General features: G+C 60.2%; 13 protein-coding genes. 8 read left to right on the top strand and 5 right to left on the bottom strand.

Going from position 1 to position 17,909, the window contains the following annotated elements:
• Nucleotides 1-81 precede the first annotated feature (81 nt).
• Complete coding sequence (locus EB809_RS18305; RefSeq protein ID WP_123636291.1) at nucleotides 82-2,232, bottom strand: 3-hydroxyacyl-CoA dehydrogenase NAD-binding domain-containing protein; 2,151 nt, start codon at nucleotides 2,230-2,232, stop codon at nucleotides 82-84.
• A gap of 24 nt (nucleotides 2,233-2,256) precedes the next feature.
• On the bottom strand, nucleotides 2,257-3,465 hold the full coding sequence (locus tag EB809_RS18300; RefSeq protein WP_123636290.1) for an acetyl-CoA C-acetyltransferase: 1,209 nt from the start codon (nucleotides 3,463-3,465) through the stop codon (nucleotides 2,257-2,259).
• 217 nt (nucleotides 3,466-3,682) lie between these two features.
• On the opposite strand from EB809_RS18300, the gene EB809_RS18295 reads away from it, so the two are divergent.
• Nucleotides 3,683-3,946 carry a late competence development ComFB family protein gene (locus tag EB809_RS18295; RefSeq protein ID WP_123636289.1) on the top strand — a complete coding sequence of 88 codons (264 nt, stop codon included), beginning with the start codon at nucleotides 3,683-3,685 and terminating at the stop codon, nucleotides 3,944-3,946.
• Between the two features lie 43 nt (nucleotides 3,947-3,989).
• Here EB809_RS18295 and EB809_RS18290 read toward each other — a convergent pair whose 3' ends face one another.
• On the bottom strand, nucleotides 3,990-6,638 hold the full coding sequence (locus EB809_RS18290; protein WP_190294959.1) for a DUF349 domain-containing protein: 2,649 nt from the start codon (nucleotides 6,636-6,638) through the stop codon (nucleotides 3,990-3,992).
• A 196-nt stretch (nucleotides 6,639-6,834) separates the two neighbouring features.
• Here EB809_RS18290 and EB809_RS18285 point away from each other — a divergent pair, with 196 nt between their 5' ends.
• A complete protein-coding gene (locus EB809_RS18285; protein WP_123636287.1) occupies nucleotides 6,835-7,323 on the top strand; it encodes a regulatory protein RecX in 489 nt (162 codons plus the stop codon).
• A gap of 24 nt (nucleotides 7,324-7,347) precedes the next feature.
• Here EB809_RS18285 and mltF read toward each other — a convergent pair whose 3' ends face one another.
• The gene (gene mltF / locus EB809_RS18280) at nucleotides 7,348-8,847 is read right to left on the bottom strand and encodes a membrane-bound lytic murein transglycosylase MltF (RefSeq protein ID WP_223808036.1); all 1,500 of its coding nucleotides are present in this window, start codon (nucleotides 8,845-8,847) and stop codon (nucleotides 7,348-7,350) included.
• Nucleotides 8,848-9,364: 517 nt separating this feature from the next.
• Here mltF and purL point away from each other — a divergent pair.
• Nucleotides 9,365-13,270, top strand: coding sequence for a phosphoribosylformylglycinamidine synthase (gene purL / locus EB809_RS18275; protein ID WP_123636285.1), 3,906 nt, complete (start codon nucleotides 9,365-9,367; stop codon nucleotides 13,268-13,270).
• A 739-nt stretch (nucleotides 13,271-14,009) separates the two neighbouring features.
• Nucleotides 14,010-14,324, top strand: a complete 315-nt coding sequence (locus EB809_RS18270) for a YqfO family protein (protein WP_123636284.1) — start codon at nucleotides 14,010-14,012, stop codon at nucleotides 14,322-14,324.
• A gap of 3 nt (nucleotides 14,325-14,327) precedes the next feature.
• On the opposite strand, the gene EB809_RS18265 is transcribed toward EB809_RS18270, so the two are convergent.
• Entirely contained in the window at nucleotides 14,328-14,870 is a 543-nt protein-coding gene (locus tag EB809_RS18265; RefSeq protein ID WP_123636283.1) for an NUDIX hydrolase, read from the bottom strand.
• A 127-nt stretch (nucleotides 14,871-14,997) separates the two neighbouring features.
• Here EB809_RS18265 and EB809_RS18260 point away from each other — a divergent pair, with 127 nt between their 5' ends.
• From EB809_RS18260 to purT, 4 genes are read left to right on the top strand one after another with little or no spacing between them, the layout of a single operon-like run.
• Nucleotides 14,998-15,579: a CoA pyrophosphatase gene (locus EB809_RS18260; protein WP_123636282.1), complete on the top strand. Its 582-nt coding sequence runs from the start codon at nucleotides 14,998-15,000 to the stop codon at nucleotides 15,577-15,579.
• Nucleotides 15,580-15,586: 7 nt separating this feature from the next.
• Nucleotides 15,587-16,111 carry a gamma carbonic anhydrase family protein gene (locus tag EB809_RS18255; protein ID WP_123636281.1) on the top strand — a complete coding sequence of 175 codons (525 nt, stop codon included), beginning with the start codon at nucleotides 15,587-15,589 and terminating at the stop codon, nucleotides 16,109-16,111.
• A 4-nt stretch (nucleotides 16,112-16,115) separates the two neighbouring features.
• A complete protein-coding gene (locus tag EB809_RS18250; protein ID WP_223808032.1) occupies nucleotides 16,116-16,304 on the top strand; it encodes a DUF1289 domain-containing protein in 189 nt (62 codons plus the stop codon).
• Nucleotides 16,305-16,360: 56 nt separating this feature from the next.
• Nucleotides 16,361-17,542 carry a formate-dependent phosphoribosylglycinamide formyltransferase gene (gene purT / locus EB809_RS18245; RefSeq protein WP_123636280.1) on the top strand — a complete coding sequence of 394 codons (1,182 nt, stop codon included), beginning with the start codon at nucleotides 16,361-16,363 and terminating at the stop codon, nucleotides 17,540-17,542.
• Nucleotides 17,543-17,909 lie beyond the last annotated feature (367 nt).

Below are 17,909 nucleotides of genomic sequence, written 5' to 3'. Positions count from 1 at the left end.
TATTGTCCCGGCGCACGATCGAGCAAAATCCTGACGTTACGGGTTCCGGCTGGGGACACCGGAACCCGTTTGATCGCCGGCTTATTGGAACGGGGTGTTGCTTTCCGCTTTATCCAGCAGCAACCGGGGCGGGGCGAAACGCTCGCCGAAGGCTTCGGCCAGCTCTTTTGCCCGTTCTGCGAACTTGCGCACACCGTACTGGTTGATGAACTGGATAGCGCCACCGGTCCAGGGCGCGAAGCCGATGCCGAAGATACTGCCGATATTGGCATCTTCCACCGTACGCAGGACGTTCTCTTCAAGGCATCGCACGGTTTCAATGGCCTGGATGAACAGCAGCCGGTCTTTCAGGGTTTGCAGGTCCACTTCCGATGCTTTCGCCGAATCGGTGTAATGTTCGGCGAGGCCGGACCAGAGGTGCTTCTTGCCGGAGGCGGGATAATCGTAGAAACCGGCGCCGGCAGCCTTTCCCTTGCGGCCGTGCTCGTTGACCATGGCATCGATGACCGCTTCGGCCGGGTGGGGTGTCCAGGACCGACCGGCGGCCTCCATGTCTTTGCGGCTTTGGTTTCGCACGTGCTGGATCAGCGTCAGGCTGACTTCATCGCATACGGCCAGCGGGCCGACGGGCATACCGGACAGAATACCGGCGTTTTCGATGCTGGCAGGATGAATGCCCTCCTGCACCATGGCGACGCCTTCGTTGACGAAGGTGCCGAATACGCGCGAGGTGAAAAAGCCGCGGCTGTCGTTGACCACGATCGGGATCTTGCCGATCTGCTGCACGTAGTCGAAGGCCCGGGCAAGGGTGTCGTCGGAGGTTTGCTCGCCGACGATGATCTCCACCAGCTGCATTTTGTCCACCGGCGAGAAGAAATGCAGGCCGATAAATTTATCCGGTGCGCCGGAGGCCTTGGCCAGCTGAGTAATGGGAATCGTCGAGGTGTTGGAAGCGAAGATGCCGCCTTCTGCCAGTTGCTGCTCGGCTTCCCGGGTGACCTTGGCTTTCAGATCGCTGTCTTCGAAAACCGCTTCGATAATCAGGTCGCAGCCGGCAAGGTCGCTCGCGGTTTCCGTTGCCTGAATGCGGCCAAGCACCGCATCCCGCTCGTCGCCGGTCATCCGCCCGCGGCTGACTTTCTTGTCCAGCAGCTTCTGTGAATACGCCTTGCCCTTCTCGGCGTTCTCGACGGACACATCCTTCAGGACCACGTCCAGCCCCCGTGCGGCGGTCGAGTAGGCAATGCCGGCGCCCATCATGCCGGCCCCGAGAACCCCGACTTTCTGGAATCGGGCCTGGTCGACGCCTTGCGGACGGCTCTCGCCCGCCTTGATGGCGTTGAGTTGGAACCAGAAGGTGCCGGTCATGTTCTTGGACACCTGGCCGCAAACCAGTTGCGCAAAATAGCGGGTCTCGACCAGCTGGCCATTGTCGAAATCAACCTGGGCGCCTTCCACGGCGGCGGACAGGATGGCTTCCGGCGCCGGGTAGCAGCCTTTGGTTTTCTGCTTGAGCATGGCCGGAGCGATGGCCAGCTTTTGTGCCATGGCCGGGTGCTGCGGTCCACCTCCCGGAATCTTGAAGCCTTTCTGGTCCCAGGGTTGCTGGCAGCTGGGGTTCGCTTCAATGAAGGCGCGGGCCCGGGCGATCAGGTCGTCGCTGCTGGACGCGAGGGCGTCCACAATACCGACTTTCAGAGCTGCCTTCGGATTCGATTTCTTGCCTTCCATCAGGTAGGGGAAAGACGTTTCCAGCCCCAGCATCCGGGGCAGGCGCTGGGTGCCGCCACCACCAGGCAGCAGGCCCAGGGTGACTTCCGGCAGGCCGAGCTGGATGCTGTCGTTATCCAGCACCACCCGGTGATGGCAGGCCAGGCACAGCTCCAGACCGCCCCCCAGGGCACTCCCGTTGATAGCGGCGACCACGGGCTTGCCGCAGGTCTCCAGTACCCGCATCTGGCGCTTGAGGCCGTTGACCATGGCCTCGAATTCGCCAGCCTGTTCCTCGGTCACTTTATACAACTCATTCAGGTCGCCACCGGCGAAGAAGGTCTTCTTGCCGGAGGTCAGGATAATGCCTTTGATGCTGTCCAGATCCTGTTCAACGCGGCTGACGGTTTCGGTCAACGCCTCGCGGAAGGCCGCGTTCATAGTGTTGGCGGACTGGCCGGGCATGTCGATGGTCAGGGTGAGGATGTTCTGGTCGTCGATGTCGTAACGGATTGCACTCATGATTGGATCCTTCTCTGTCCCGGCTCAGCAGCGTTCAATGACGGTGGCGATACCCATGCCGCCACCCACACACAGGGTGGCGAGGCCGTAGCGCTGTTCGCGGCGCTCCAGCTCGTCCAGCAGGGTGCCGAGTATCATGGCGCCCGTCGCACCCAGGGGGTGCCCCATGGCGATCGCGCCGCCGTTGACGTTGACTTTCTCGTCGGGCACGCCTAGCTCCCGCTGGAAGCGCATGACCACCGATGCAAAGGCTTCGTTCACCTCGAACAGGTCGATCTGGTCGGCGGTCAGTCCGGCTTTTTCCAGGGCTTTGCGGCTAGCTGGGGCCGGGCCGGTGAGCATGATGGTGGGATCGGTGCTGGTGACAGCGGTCGAGAGAATGCGGGCGCGGGGCTTGAGGCCCAGCTCGCGGCCCTTGGCTTCGCTGCCGATCAGTAGGGCGGTCGCGCCGTCGACGATGCCAGAGGAGTTGCCGGCGTGGTGTACGTGGTTGATACGTTCCACGTAGTGGTATTTTTCCCGGGCCACACCGTCGAAGCCCATCTCGCCCATCATCTGGAAGGACGGCTTGAGCTGGCCCAATGACTCCAGCGTGGTGCCGGCGCGAACGTGCTCGTCGCGGTCGAGGATCATGACGCCATTCTGGTCGGTGACCGGGACGATGGAATGTTTGAAGTAGCCGTTCTCCCAGGCGGCAGCCGCCTTTTTCTGGGAATTCACGGCAAACCGGTCGACGTCTTCCCGGCTGAAGCCTTCAAGGGTGGCGATCAGGTCGGCGCCGATGCCCTGGGGCATGAAGCCGGTGTTCAGATTGGTTTCCGGGTCGCTGGCCCAGGCGCCACCGTCGGAGCCCATGGGCACTCGCGACATGGCTTCAACGCCACCGGCGACCACCAGGTCTTCCCAGCCAGAGCGGACTTTCATCGCAGCCAGGTTGACCGCTTCCAGGCCGGACGCGCAAAAGCGGTTGAGCGTGACACCGGCGACCACTTCATCCCATTGGGCGGCGAGGGCGGCGGTCTTGGCGATGTCGGCCCCCTGATCGCCCACGGCAGTGACGCACCCCATGACGATGTCGTCCACCTGGCGGGTGTCCAGGTCGTTGCGTTGCTGAAGGGCTTTGAGAATAGTCGTCAGCAGAGTGATCGGCTTGACGCTGTGCAGCGAGCCGTCTTTCTTGCCGCGACCTCGCGGCGTGCGTACCGCATCGAAGATATAGGCTTCTGTGGTCATTGTTGTTCCTCTGCGCGCTGGGGCGGAGTCGTGTTCAGTCTGTGGTGCCGAAGGGCAACCGCTTTCAGGATAGACAGCCACCTTAGCGGCCGGTTTCGGTGGAGGTAATGACCCGGGCTGCCATTCGCATTGGCGAAACTGCTCAGGTGGCAATCCGCACGTAGGCATCTAATCTACAGACAGGTCCATTCTGTAATCCGAACAAGGTGCTGTTCTTATGTCCCTGCTCGATACCATCGATAATTTCTATGAAGGTCTGGTGGCGGAAGCCATTGAGGAAGGCCGAAAGTCTGACGAGGGCGAAGATTTCCTGGCGGATGTGATGTGCGTGGCGCTGAACCGGCTGCCGACGCGCTATTACCGACATTCCATTGATATGCGATTCTACCTGGCGGACCCGGAAATGCAGGAGATGCGGGATCGTGTCCGGGTGGCGGTTTCTGAGGCGAAGGATTTTGTGCTCAAGCACCAGCGGGAGTGATGGACCGCCCCGGTTGGGGCGATCCATTGCGGGAGCTGAAGGCTCAACCCTGCCAGTTGGCGAGGGCGTTGCGCAGGCGGGGCATCAGGCTCTCGGCGTCAGACGGTTCGATGGACTGGGCGCACCAGCAATCGATGAGCCGGTTGATTTCGTCTTCTGCTGAGCCCGCACTGCCATTGCCGCCGGTCAGGCCGGCAGCGAGGCGCTCCACCTGCTGCTTCATGCGCAGTTCCTGGTCTTCTTCCGGCGACGGCAGGCCGGTCGCGATTTCCAGGCGAATGGCAATTTCCCGGGGTGAGGGCAGCGGATCCGGCAGGTTGCTGCCATCGCCGGGTTGGCTGTTACCCGCGTGCAGCCGGACTTCCCAGTCGGCCACTTGCTGGCCGCGCTCAAGCTGCTGGATCGCTTGATCCAGGGCCGACTTTTCGGTCGCCAGTTCATCCGATACCGGGGCGGGAATGCGCCGTGGTGCCGGGGCACTGCGAAGCGCCTGCTGCAATTGGCGAAGCGTCGCCAGATCGTCCTGGGCGGCCTCACGTTGTTGGCGGCTGTCCTCGATGGCCTGTTTCAGGGTGTCCAGGGCGACGGTATCTTCGGCCACCTGTTCCGCACGCTGGGCATCACGACGGGCAAAAATGGCATCGCAGGCGGCGCGGAAGTCCTGCCAGAGCTTGCGATCTTCCCGGTGACGGGTGATGCCGATGCCTTGCCACTCTTTCTGCAGGGCCTTGGCCTGCTCCATGGCCTCGCTCAGGGGTTCGTGGTCGATCAGGGCCTGGGCCCGTTCGACGATGGCCTGTTTGCTGGCTTCGTTCTTCTGCCGCTCCTCGTTCAGAGGCGCTTCCACCTGCTTCAACAAGTGGTCGAATCGTTTCTGCAGGGGGCGGTTTGCCTTGAAGTCCACAGGCCAGGCCTCGCGCCACTCCTGGCGGGCCACACGGTGAATGCGCTCCACCGCTTTCCAGTCGGCGTTCTGCCAGTCGGCGTTGTCGACGAAGTCCGCCAATTGGTCGCAGATGGCCTGGCGCTTGTCGATGTTGACGTGCTTCAGCTCGGACTTGGCGGCGAAATATTCTTGGCAGGGCTCATAGGCAATGTCCGACGCCTTCTTGAAACGCTGCCACAGCGATTGGTCGGATGAGCCGCCCAGGTCGCGCCATTCCTGCTGCAATTCCTTGATGTGAGTGGCCTTGGCTTCCGGCTCCATGTGCTGGGTCGCCAGGTATTCCATGGCTTCACACAATTCCTCCTGCTTCGGGCGGGTAGCAAAGCCGCGCCAGTCCTGCAGGTCCTGCAGCTGTCGGCCAAGCAGCGTCAGGTGGGCCTGGCGCTGGCTGGCGTGTTTGTGGTCGAGCGCGTTGAAGGCGTGCTGGGCCTGCTTGTGCAGGTGGCGGGACTCGGAATATTGGTCCTGCTCCAGTGCTTTTTCCAGCTTTTCAAGCAGGTCGTCGAGCGCCTTGACCTGGGTTTTCTGGTCGCTGGTCTGGGTTTTGCGCACTTCACGTGCCTGGCCCAGTTTGCGGGCGGCGGTTTCCAGCGCCGGCGGCTGGGCGTAGCCGCCCGGCCAGTCGATGGTTTCCAGAAGCTGGCGCAGTTCGGCGCTGTCCGGAGACTCCGCATCAACCAGTGACTGGAGGGCTTCCTGCTGCTGTTGCAGGCGCTGGACGGAGCCGATGTAGTGGCGCAGTTCCAGCATCAGGGCCTGGTAATCTTTCTGTTCCGACTTGGCAACCTCGCTGTCCCGGGTCGCCTCCATCCAGCGGTTTTCCTGGGTTTTCTGCAGGGCGTCGAGTGACGACAGGGACGGCCCGCGTTCCGGCATGGCTTCGCGCAGGCTGTTCAGGGTGTCGCGCAGCAAATCCAGGGTCGCCTTGCGTTCTTCCTGCTTATGGTGGGATTCCGCTTCCCGGGCCGAGGCTTCCTCGACCTCACGCACGCGGCGATTGCAGGCATCCAGCGCGGTGAGGAAGGCGGTGTGCTGGTTGTTGGAAGCCGCGGAAGACAGGTTTTTCCACTGGGACTGCAGGCTCTCGACGCGCGCCGCGTAGAGTTGCAGGTTGTCGGTTTTGGCGTGTTCTTCGGCCTGACGGATCAGGTCCTCGATGGCGTTCTGGACAGCCTGTTCGCGGTCCTTTTCCTGACGCAGCAGTTGCAGGCGTTTCTTGGTCAACTGATAGACGCCTTTGTCGCGACCTTTGGCGGCTCGCTGCACGGCCATCAATTCATCTTCGCCTTCGATCCGTTCGGCTGCCGCAAGACGAACCGCGGCGGTCTTGCCTTCGGTCGCCAGAGACAGCAGCTTTTGCGGATCCGTTTCCGCGGAGATCTGTTCCGCATCCATATCTGCACTCTGGCAAAGCTGGTGAACCAGCGCCTGTTGCTGGGGGTCTGACAGTGCCGCACGGGTCTGCTCGACCTGTTCCGGATGCTGACTGGCCAGCGCACTGATGCGGCCGGCCAGGCGATTGCGCACGGTGGCCGAAGCCTCACTGTACAGCGGGATCAGGTGTTTGATGTGGGGGATGCGGTCAATGGCGACGCCCCGCTGACTGTTGGTCTCTGCCGAGCGGGCCAGCTCAATCAGGGCATTGAGTTCGTCCGGTTTGTCCGGGTTCAGCGCGCTGACATCGGGCTGTGGTTGGGCGTTGTCGGATTTGCGGTTCTTGAAGAGCTTCTTGATAAAGGCCGCCATAACGGAATCCCCACACGGTAAGGCAAGTTGCTGACCGGGTGAACGCGTCCGGTCAGAATCAGGCAGCCTGTGGCCGCCGACAGAGCAGCGGGTTACATCGACGCCCGCTTGCATGGTGGGTTAGTCTAATCGTTTTGGAGACCTGCTGCACAGGGCTGTGTAGAGGTTTGGAATGCGCTGGATCTGAAGACAATTCATGGCCCCGAAAAACAGCAAATCTGAGAATCAGGACCCCGAATACAAGGCCCGTTCCGTCGCCCTCAAATTATTGGCCCGGCGCGAGCATAGCCGTCAGGAATTGCGGCTAAAGCTGATGCAGCGGAAGCTCACGCCCGATGTCATTGATCCGGTGCTGGACGACTACGAGCGGGAAGGCTGGCTGGACGACGACCGCTTTGCCGACGTGTACGCCCGTCAGCGAATGGACCTGTACTACGGCCCGCTGCGCATTGAAAGCGAACTCCAGCAGCGCGGTGTGTTCCAGCGGCCGACGTGTATGCAGGAAGTGAGCGATCAGCAATGGGCCGAACGGGCCACCGAAGCAAGGCGCCGCCGGTTTGGCCTGTCGGCCTCCGCGTTGGAGTGGTCGGACAAGGCGCGCCAGGCGCGTTTTCTGGCCCAGCGTGGGTTTACCGGCGAGCAGGCCGAGCGGGCGCTGGATGCCCGCGACGATACCCCGGAGTGAGTCAGGGCGTCGATGATTGACGCTTTAAAGCGTCGGCGGTGCGACGGACAGTTCTGTCGGGATCCGGTCGGAGCCGGCCGGCACGACGTCTGTGGTTGGGGAATCGGCGTCCAGCTGTGGGAACTCCGGATTTTGTGCCAGCTGCTCGCCCCGGTGCATGGGTTCTTTCATCCACACGAGTACGTCGTAGTAGCGGCGGATATTCTGTACGTAGATGACCGGTTCATGGCCGCGGGCGTAGCCGTAGCGGGTTTTCGAATACCACTCTTTCTGCGCCAGCAGCGGCAGATATTCCTTGACGTCGATCCAGCGGTCCGGGTCTTTTCCCGCGCCTTCCGCGAGTCGTCGTGCATCTTCCAGGTGACCAAAACCAACGTTGTAGGAGGCCAGGGCGAACCAGGACCGATCCGGCTCCGGGATGTCGGCAGGGATCTGGTCGTGAACCATCTGGAAGTAACGGGCGCCGCCGTCGATGCTTTCCTCCGGGTCCAGGCGATTGTCGATCCCCACATACTGAGCGGTGTTTCGCGTCAGCATCATCATGCCGCGAACGCCGGTGGGCGATACGGCATTGGGGCGCCAATGGGATTCCTGGTAGCCGATGGCGGCCAACAGACGCCAGTCCGTATGGTATTTTTCCGCCGCGTCCTGGAAGGCCAGCTCGTAGTTGGGGAGCCGGTGACGCACGTGATACACGAAAGTCCGGGCACCCACGTAGTTAAGCCGGTCCAGATGGCCGTAAAAGCGTTCCTTCAACTGGGCCAGGCGGCCGTCTGCCTTCATTTTGTTGAGGAACTTGCGGGCAGCCTTGACCAGCGTGTCGTCCTGCTGGGATGGGAACAACCAGGCAATGGGCTGGGGCTGGTTCAGGTCAAAGCCTTTCTTGACGTTGGGAAAGAAGACCTGGTTGAGCGCCAGTTCGGTGGAGTCCACCACCGCCACCTGGAATTCACCGGATTCGACCCGTTCGAGTATGCCGGCGGTGTCGAGATCGGCATGGAGTTCCCAGTGGATATTCGGGTTCTGCTTGGCCAGTGCCTTCAGCGGTGCCAGATGGTTGCTGTTGGCTACCGCATGAATGACGCGATCACCGACGTCTTCCGCATCGCGGGCGGAATCCGCATCCCGGTTATAGATCAGGGTGGACTGGACGTTCAGGTTGATCGGCACAGCCTTGAATTCCTGGGTGCTGGGAATGGTACTGGCCAGTCCCGCCAGGCCAATGTGGGTGTAACCCTTTTCCAGTACGGACAGGATTTGCCCGTTGCCTTCGGCTTCGCGGATGCGGAGTTCCACGCCCAGCTCGTCAGCGAATTCCTTGGCCAGTTCGTATTCGTAGCCGGTTGGTCCGTCGCGGCCATCGTAGTAAACGGACGGAGAGGGGCGGGCAATGACGTGGAGCACGCCTTCCTGGCGCAGCTCGTCGAGTGTCGACGGGCGCGAGCAGGCCGTCAGGGCACCGGCCAGGCCAAGGACCAGGGCGATGCTCACAGGACGGCGTTTGTTTCTCAGGATGGAAACCACTGACAAATCCCTGCTCTCCTTACTGCGAACCTTTGACGGGCGCAATCCTTATCGAGTGCCGATCCATTCGAATCGATCGGCACGAGTGACTGCCCGAAGATGTGCGACAGTTGTGACCCTGATCCGTGGGTCTGTTGGTATGGATGGATTCGGCGCCGGATGGATAGTCCCTGACACAATAAAAACGACGGGGCGCAGAAACCCGATTATCGTTAAGCATTAGCCCGATAATCCCCAAAAGCCGGAAGCGGGTCAATTAACTGTCCGTCGTAGACTGCAAAAGCCTGTAAATTTTAATGCACCGGTAATGGAGGCGCGCTGGTCCGGGTGACAATCAGGAGCTGGCTGGCCGGGCATGAGGCGAACGACTGGGTAATTGCCACATTCACCGATTTCCGGCGCTGGCAAATCTGTATCCGGCGCGCGGTTTCCAGTATCATTGCGGCCGTCTCGCAAGGGGTTCCCGGTATGAGAGCCCCCTGTATTCCCCAGATCAGCACGATACAGGTTTTTTGCCATGCTGGAACTCCGCGGCGCTCCCGCACTTTCATCCTTCCGCTCTGACAAGCTTCTGTCCCAGGTTCAGGCTGTGGTCCCGGAAGTCTCCCGGATCTACGCGGAGTTCATGCATTTCGTGGATGTGCCGGAGGCACTTGCGGATGAAGAGCAGCAGGTGCTCGACCGGCTGCTGAGTTACGGCCCGTCTGCCGATTCCCAGGCGGCGGAAGGTGTGTTGTTTCTGGTGGTACCGCGGCCGGGCACCATTTCGCCCTGGTCGACCAAGGCGACAGACATCGCACGTATTTGCGGGCTGCGTCAGATCCGTCGTATCGAGCGGGGCACGGCCTTCTATATTCACGCGGACTGCAAGTTGAAGCTGGAGCAGCGTGAGGCGATTGCCACCTTGCTGCACGACCGCATGACCCAGCGGGTTTTTCATGAGATGGGCGGTGCGGAACTGCTGTTCCATCGCGAGGAGCCGCGCACGCCAGACCGTATTCCGGTTCTGAGTGGCGGCCGGCCGGCGCTGGTGGAAGCGAATCAGACGCTGGGCCTGGCGCTGGCGGATGACGAAATCGATTACCTGGTGGACGCTTTCACCCGCCTGGAGCGGGATCCGGCCGACGTAGAGCTGATGATGTTCGCCCAGGCCAATTCAGAACACTGCCGCCACAAGATTTTCAACGCGTCCTGGGACATCGATGGCGAGGCTCAGGAGAAGTCCCTGTTCGCGATGATTCGCAATACCTTCGAGATGAACAGCGAAGGTGTACTCTCAGCCTATAAGGATAACGCGGCGGTGATCCGCGGCGCCAAGGCCGGCCGGTTCTATCCCGAGGCTGATTCCGGCACCTACCGCTATCACGATGAAGACATCCACATCCTGATGAAGGTGGAGACCCACAATCACCCGACGGCCATTTCCCCGAGCCCGGGTTCGGCAACCGGCGCCGGCGGTGAGATTCGTGACGAGGGTGCGACCGGACGGGGTTCCAAGCCCAAGGCTGGCCTGACCGGGTTCACGGTGTCCAACCTGAATCTGCCGGGGGATCTGCAGCCGTGGGAAACCGAATACGGCAAGCCCGAGCGCATTGCGTCGCCGCTGGACATCATGATCGAGGGTCCGATCGGGGGCGCCTCCTTCAATAACGAATTTGGCCGACCCAACCTGACCGGTTATTTCCGGACCTTCGAACAGAAGGCGCCAGGTGCGGCCGGTGATGAAGTCCGGGGTTACCACAAGCCCATCATGATCGCCGGTGGCCTGGGGAATATCCGGACCGACCACGTCGAAAAAGGGGATATCCCGGTTGGCGCGAAACTGATCGTGCTGGGCGGACCGGCGATGCTGATCGGCCTGGGCGGTGGCGCGGCTTCCTCCATGGATTCCGGCAGCAGTCACGAGGATCTGGATTTCGCGTCCGTGCAGCGGGGCAACCCGGAAATGGAGCGCCGTTGCCAGGAAGTGATCGACCGCTGTTGGCAGTTGGGCGAAGACAACCCGATCAGCTTTATCCACGATGTCGGCGCGGGCGGCCTGTCCAACGCCATGCCGGAACTGGTCAAGGACGGTGGCCGGGGTGGTCGTTTTGAACTGCGCGATATCCCCAGCGATGAGCCGGGCATGTCACCGCTGGAAATCTGGTGTAACGAATCCCAGGAACGCTACGTGCTGGCCGTGGCGGCGGACGAGCTAGAGCACTTCGACGCCATCTGTCGCCGCGAGCGCTGCCCGTACGCCGTCATTGGCGAGGCTACGGAAGAACATCACCTGGAAGTGGCTGACGCCTACTTCGATGACAAGCCCGTGGATTTGCCGATGGACGTCCTGTTCGGCAAGCCCCCGCGGATGCATCGCAGCGTCGAGCGTGCCTCGTTCACCAAGCAGGTTTTCAATTCCCGCGATATCGATGTGAACGAGGCGGCCCGCCGGATCCTGCGTTTGCCGTCCGTGGGCAGCAAGAGCTTCCTGATTACCATTGGTGACCGGACGATTACCGGTCTGGTGGCGCGCGACCAGATGGTCGGCCCCTGGCAGGTACCGGTCAGTGACGTGGCGGTGACGGCATCGTCCTTCGACAGTCTGGCCGGTGAAGCCATGGCGATGGGCGAGCGCACGCCGGTGGCTGTGATTGACTCACCGGCCTCCGGCCGAATGGCGGTGGGCGAGGTGATCACCAACCTGGCCGCGGCCTCAATCGAAAAGCTGTCCGACATTCGCCTGTCTGCCAACTGGATGGCTGCAGCCGGTCATCCGGGCGAAGATGAAAATCTGTACGAGACGGTCCGCGCCGTGGGTATGGAACTGTGCCCGGAGCTGGGTATCACTATCCCGGTGGGTAAGGACTCCATGTCCATGAAGACCGTCTGGGAAGAGGACAACGGCGAGCAGAAGAGTGTGACGGCGCCGCTGTCGCTGATCATCAGCGGTTTTGCGCCGGTCACCAATGTGCGTAACACGTTGACGCCGCAGCTGCGTACCGATGCCGGCGAAACCGACTTGATCCTGGTCGATCTGGCCGCGGGTCAGAATCGTCTGGGCGGTTCGGCGCTGGCACAGGTATACAGTCAGGTGGGCGCGGTCGCGCCGGACCTGGATGATCCTGAAGACATCAAGGCCTTCTTTGCCGTGATCCAGGGTCTGAATGGCGATGGCAAACTGCTGGCCTATCACGACCGCTCTGACGGTGGCATGTTCACCACGCTGGTGGAAATGGCCTTTGCCGGCCACACCGGCATTGATATCAAGCTGGACGGCCTGGCCGAAGAGGCGAGTCAGTTTGCCCGGGAGCTCTTCAATGAAGAGTTGGGCGCAGTCATCCAGGTGCGTCGCGAAGACACGCCGTTTGTCCTGCAACAGTTTACAGGTGCGGGGCTCGGCGAGCACACCGCCGTGGTTGGTACCTTGAATGACAGTGACCGCATCCGGTTCATGTTCAACGAAGACGCGGTCATTGATACATCTCGTGAGGAGTACCAGCGGCTGTGGTCCGAAACCAGCTACCGTATCCAGTCCCTGCGGGATAACGCCGACTGCGCCAAGCAGGAGTACGACAACCTGCTGTCGCCAGCGGATCCGGGGCTGAGTGCCGAGCTGACCTTCGATCCGGAAGAGGATGTTGCGGCGCCGTACATCAATAGTGGCGCGCGTCCGAAGATTGCCGTGCTGCGTGAGCAGGGTGTCAACGGCCAGGTGGAAATGGCGGCTGCCTTCGACCGGGCCGGTTTCGATGCGGTCGATGTCCACATGAGCGACCTGCTTTCCGGTCGGATTACGCTGGAGAGCTTCCGGGCCATGGTGGCCTGTGGTGGCTTCTCTTACGGTGATGTGCTGGGTGCCGGTGAGGGCTGGGCCAAATCCATCCTCTTCAATGAGCGCGTTCGTGAGCAGTTTGCTGGCTTCTTCACTCGGACGGACACCCTGGCGCTGGGCGTTTGTAATGGCTGTCAGATGCTCTCCAATCTGCATGAGTTGATTCCGGGGACCGCCCATTGGCCGCGTTTTGTGCGCAATGAATCCGAGCAGTTCGAAGCGCGTCTGGTCATGGTGGAAGTGCAGAAATCGCCGTCTCAATTCCTGCAGGGCATGGAAGGGTCTCGGATGCCGATTGCCGTTGCCCATGGTGAAGGTCGAGTCGAATTTGCCAGCGCGGATGCGGCCGCTGCAGTACAGTCCGAAGGGTTGGTATCGCTGCGTTATGTCAGCAATGACGGGCATGTGACCGAACGCTATCCATTCAACCCGAATGGGTCGCAGGCAGGTATCACCGGCCTGACGTCGGCCGACGGTCGCGTCACCATTATGATGCCGCATCCGGAGCGGGTGTTCCGCACTGCTCAGCATTCGTGGCACCCGGATAACTGGGGTGAAGACGCGCCCTGGCTGCGTATGTTCCGCAATGCGCGTAAGGTGCTCGGATAACCGAATCCCTTCTGCTGCCTGACCCTGGAGCTCCGTTTCAGGGTCAGGCCGCTTCCGTTGCCGGTTTATTCGTCCTGAATGGGCTGGCCTGACCTGACTGCACCTTTTTCTCCTCTGCTGTTCCGACGGTCGTCGTGTCAGTGTCTCATCGGTGAGACACTGGCTTCTTGCCCTCGCTTGCTTCCGGCGGTAACGGATCTTGTTACGCGTCGTTACAATCTTATCCCCATAGGTGACAGATTATTCAGGAAGGGCATTTATTTGACGCTGTAATCACCTTTGTGCGCCAAAATCGATCCAAAATAAAGCGTCTATAACTGAAAATTCGGCTTGACTTGGCTCATTTATGCACATCCGTTCCGTTGATTTTCTTGACGCCTGTATAAAACACCGTCATCTTGCCTGTAATCTGATCTGAATTTATAAGCTATTGATAAATAAAGATTTAATGGCTTCGGTGAAATAGTCGCCAATTTGAGGTGAAGGGCGTAACCACGGGGGCTGGCGGTCTGTTCCCAAAAACTTTCCCCAGAGTTATCCACAGATTCTGTGGGTAAGTGGTACAAGCGTTTGAATGGATGCTTCTTTGTTCATTTTGATTGAATGCCGATCAAATTGATCGATCTGTGGACAGTTTTGGGTGCGGGTGTGGAGTCGGGGTTGTGGTGCTTGATTGATTCGGATGCGTGGCGTCAGAATCCGGTGGTTCATACAGAGAGAGCAGGTAGGGGAGAAAGGGATGTACAAGCTTTGCTACTTCGTACCGGAAACGCATTTGGAGGCAACCAAGGTGGCGCTGTTCGAGGTAGGTGCCGGTCGAATCGGTGATTACGATTCCTGCGCCTGGCAGTGTCGGGGGCAGGGACAGTTTCGTCCGCTCGACGGCAGTCAGCCGTTTCTGGGGCAGCAGGGCGAGGTTGAGCGGGTGGATGAATACAAGGTAGAGCTGGTTTGCGAGGATGATCTGATCCGGGGCGCCATCCAGGCACTCAAGGCCGCTCATCCCTATGAGGAGCCAGCCTATGAGGTTTTCCGGATGGAGGTTTTGGAGTAGGCGCTATTTCCCCATCCGGTAACGAATGTCGCCAACGTGAAGAGGGAATTCGCCCGCTTCGGCGTCCCGCACAAAGCGTTCGAGCGTTTCCCGGATCGTCGGGAAAGCCAATTCCTCCCACGGAATATCGGTGAGCGGAAACAGTTGGGCATCGAGCGATTCCTCGCCCACGCCGAACGTGCCGTCGATCAATCGGGCGCGGAAAAACATATGGACCTGGTCGATGTGGGGTACATGAAGCATCGTATAAAGGCCGTCGACTGCCACTTCCGCCAGGGCTTCTTCACGGGTTTCGCGCATCGCCGCTTCGACCGTGGTTTCGGAGTTTTCCATGAAACCTGCGGGCAACGTCCAGTAGCCGTGGCGGGGTTCGATGGCGCGACGGCAAAGCAGAACCTGGCCCTCCCAGACCGGGACGGTTCCTGCCACGATGCGGGGGTTCTCATAATGGATGCGGTTGCAATGATCGCACACGTACCGGTGACGGTTGTCGCCGTCGGGAATGCGATGGGTAACCGGGTTTCCACAATGACTGCAATAATTCATTCGCCACCTCAATTCTGTATGATCCCAGTATACTGAGGCCGGCGTCGCCGTCGACCCGTGTTGGGCAGATTCTTTCAATGGGCGACGCTACACAGGTTCGGCAAACCCTGAACAGGACAAATAAAGGTTGTTTGAACATTTCAAGAAGCGGCTGGATCGTCACACGCCGCAGCAGATTGCGCTGGATTATCCGGAGGCGGGGGTGCTGGTTCCGGTCACGGATCGGGGCTCTGATCCCGAGCTTATTCTGACGCAGCGTGCCGCTCACCTTAAAACCCATCGGGGGCAGGTGGCTTTCCCGGGTGGTAAGCGGGATCTGACCGATCACTCGTTGGAGCATACGGCGCTTCGGGAGGCTCACGAAGAGATCGGTTTGCCGCCCTCGCAGGTGCAGGTGGTGGGGCGGTTGAGTCAGGTGGTGTCCCGGCATCGGATTCTGGTGACTCCCTACGTCGGTATCGTGCCCCATGGAGTGTCGTTGACAGCCAGTCCGGATGAAATTGACTCTATTTTCCGCGTGCCCGTCTCTTTCTTCCTTGAGGATCGCCGTCTGCGTACCGATGCCCTTGGTTTTCAGGGGCACACCCTCTACGTGCCCTGCTATGAATGGGAGGGTTACCACATCTGGGGATTGTCGGCGGTTGTGCTGGTTGACTTTCTGAACGCCGTGTACGATGCCGGCATCGATTTGCTGGAAGCGCCGGAGTGAGGTGTCTATGAAATACGCATTGGGCGATTGGCGTCCGGAACTCGAAGGAGAGGGGCACTTTATTGCCCATAACGCCACCGTTATCGGCAACGTGTTGCTGCAGGACAAGGCCAGCGTGTGGTTCAACGTGGTCATCCGTGGCGACAACGACCGGATCACCATCGGCCCGGAAACCAATGTTCAGGACGGGACGGTGATGCATACGGATGCCGGTATCCCTCTGTCGCTTGGGCGTGGGGTGACGGTTGGTCACAAGGTGATGCTGCATGGCTGCGAGGTGGGCGACTATTCGTTGATCGGTATTAACTCGGTCGTGCTCAATGGGGCGAAGATCGGCAAGCATTGTCTGATTGGCGCCAATACCTTGATCCCCGAGGGAATGGAGGTGCCGGACGGCTCACTGGTGGTGGGATCGCCGGGTAAGGTCAAGCGCGAGCTGAATGACCATCAGCGCAAGATGCTGGAGCTGAGCGCCGCGCATTATGTCCAGAACGCCCAGCGCTACATTGAGTCCTTCAGAGCGGTGGATTGACGGGATGGTGACGGACGATGCGAAACCGGTTCGCTCACCTTGCGTCAGTGTCTGCGCGTTGGATGAGGATGATATTTGTGTGGGGTGCCAGCGCTCAGCGGACGAAATCACCCGCTGGTCTGGCATGACCAATGACGAACGTCGGGATGTTATGAGACTGGTGGCCAGGCGCGAAGAGAAAGTGGCTCTTTGATCGGGCAACCTGGGACAGATTGCGAGCATTCAATTGGATATAAAGAGGATGATGACATGGTCAGTATCGGTACGCCCCTGACGAAGACGGCCTTTCGCGTGCTGTTCTGTGGGTCTGGCGAGCTGGGTAAGGAAGTTGTGATCGAGCTGCAGCGCCTGGGTGTCGAGGTGATCGCCGTGGATCGGTACGCCAATGCGCCGGCGATGCAGGTGGCTCATCGCAGTCATGTCATCAATATGCTGGATCCGATCGAATTGCGCCGCGTGATCGAGCTGGAAAAGCCGAACCTGGTGGTGCCGGAGATTGAGGCAATTGCCACGCCGGAGTTGGTCAAGCTTGAGGAGGAGGGCGTCCGCGTCATTCCGACGGCCCGGGCCGTGAATCTCACCATGAACCGGGAGGGCATTCGTCGCCTGGCGGCGGAAGTGCCGTCCCTGCCGACATCGCCTTATCGGTTTGCGGACTCTCTGGAGAGTTATCGCAAGGCCGTTTCCGAAATCGGTCTGCCCTGTGTCGTCAAGCCGGTAATGAGCTCAAGCGGGAAGGGGCAGAGTACCGTTCGTAGCGATGCCGATATTGATGCGGCCTGGGAATACTCCCAGCAGGGTGGCCGTGCGGGACAGGGTCGGGTGATTGTTGAAGGCTTTGTCGAGTTTGATTACGAGATCACCTTGTTGACGGTGCGTCATGCCGGTGGCGTGTCGTTCTGCGATCCCGTGGGTCATATTCAGGAGGACGGAGATTACCGCGAATCCTGGCAGCCTCATCCGATGAGCCAAAAGGCATTGGATCGAGCGCAGGAAATCGCCGACAAGGTGACCGAAGATCTGGGCGGTTATGGCATCTTTGGGGTTGAGCTGTTTGTGAAGGGCGATGACGTCTACTTCTCTGAAGTGTCACCGCGTCCCCACGACACCGGGCTGGTGACGTTGGTGTCCCAGGACCTCTCGGAGTTCGCGTTGCACGCTCGGGCGATTCTTGGTCTGCCGGTGCCGGCCATCCGTCAGCTTGGGCCGAGTGCGTCTGCCGTCATTCTGCCGACTGGCGAATCCAGTCAGCCGACGTTTACCCATATAGAAGAGGCGCTGAGCGTTCCGGATACGCAGCTGCGTCTGTTCGGTAAGCCGGAAATCTCCGGGCGTCGGCGCATGGGGGTTGCCCTGGCCAAGGGTGACGATATCGAGAGTGCGCGGGCCTTGGCGCGTGAAGCGGCAGCGGCGGTGAAGGTCGAATTCTAGAAAGTTTGGCTTTTTTCGGAAAACGCGTTGACACCTCTGAGGAGGTCTGTAGAATGCGCATCTCTTTCGAGGGGTACGCCACTGAAGCGGGCTCGGAATCGAAAAGCAACCGATTGTTTTGATTAAGAATTTCGAGTTTCAGATTTCTTCAAAACAACGGTTGACAGGGTGGCAAAGCAGTGTAGAATGCGCGCCACCTTGAACGGGTCAGCCGGCACGACTCGGCGGTTTTCGGAAGCCTCGAAAGCGCTGAAAAATAACGGTTGACAAGGTTGAGCGAAGCGGTAGAATACGCGGCCTCAACAGGGCAACAGCCCGGCTCTTTAAAAAATTGACCAAGTAATTCGTGTGGGCGCTGACTGAGGTA

The sequence above is a fragment of the Marinobacter sp. R17 genome (assembly GCF_003789045.1).
GTDB classification, from domain to species: domain Bacteria; phylum Pseudomonadota; class Gammaproteobacteria; order Pseudomonadales; family Oleiphilaceae; genus Marinobacter_A; species Marinobacter_A mangrovi.
This window is presented reverse-complemented; position numbering and strand designations above follow the sequence as displayed.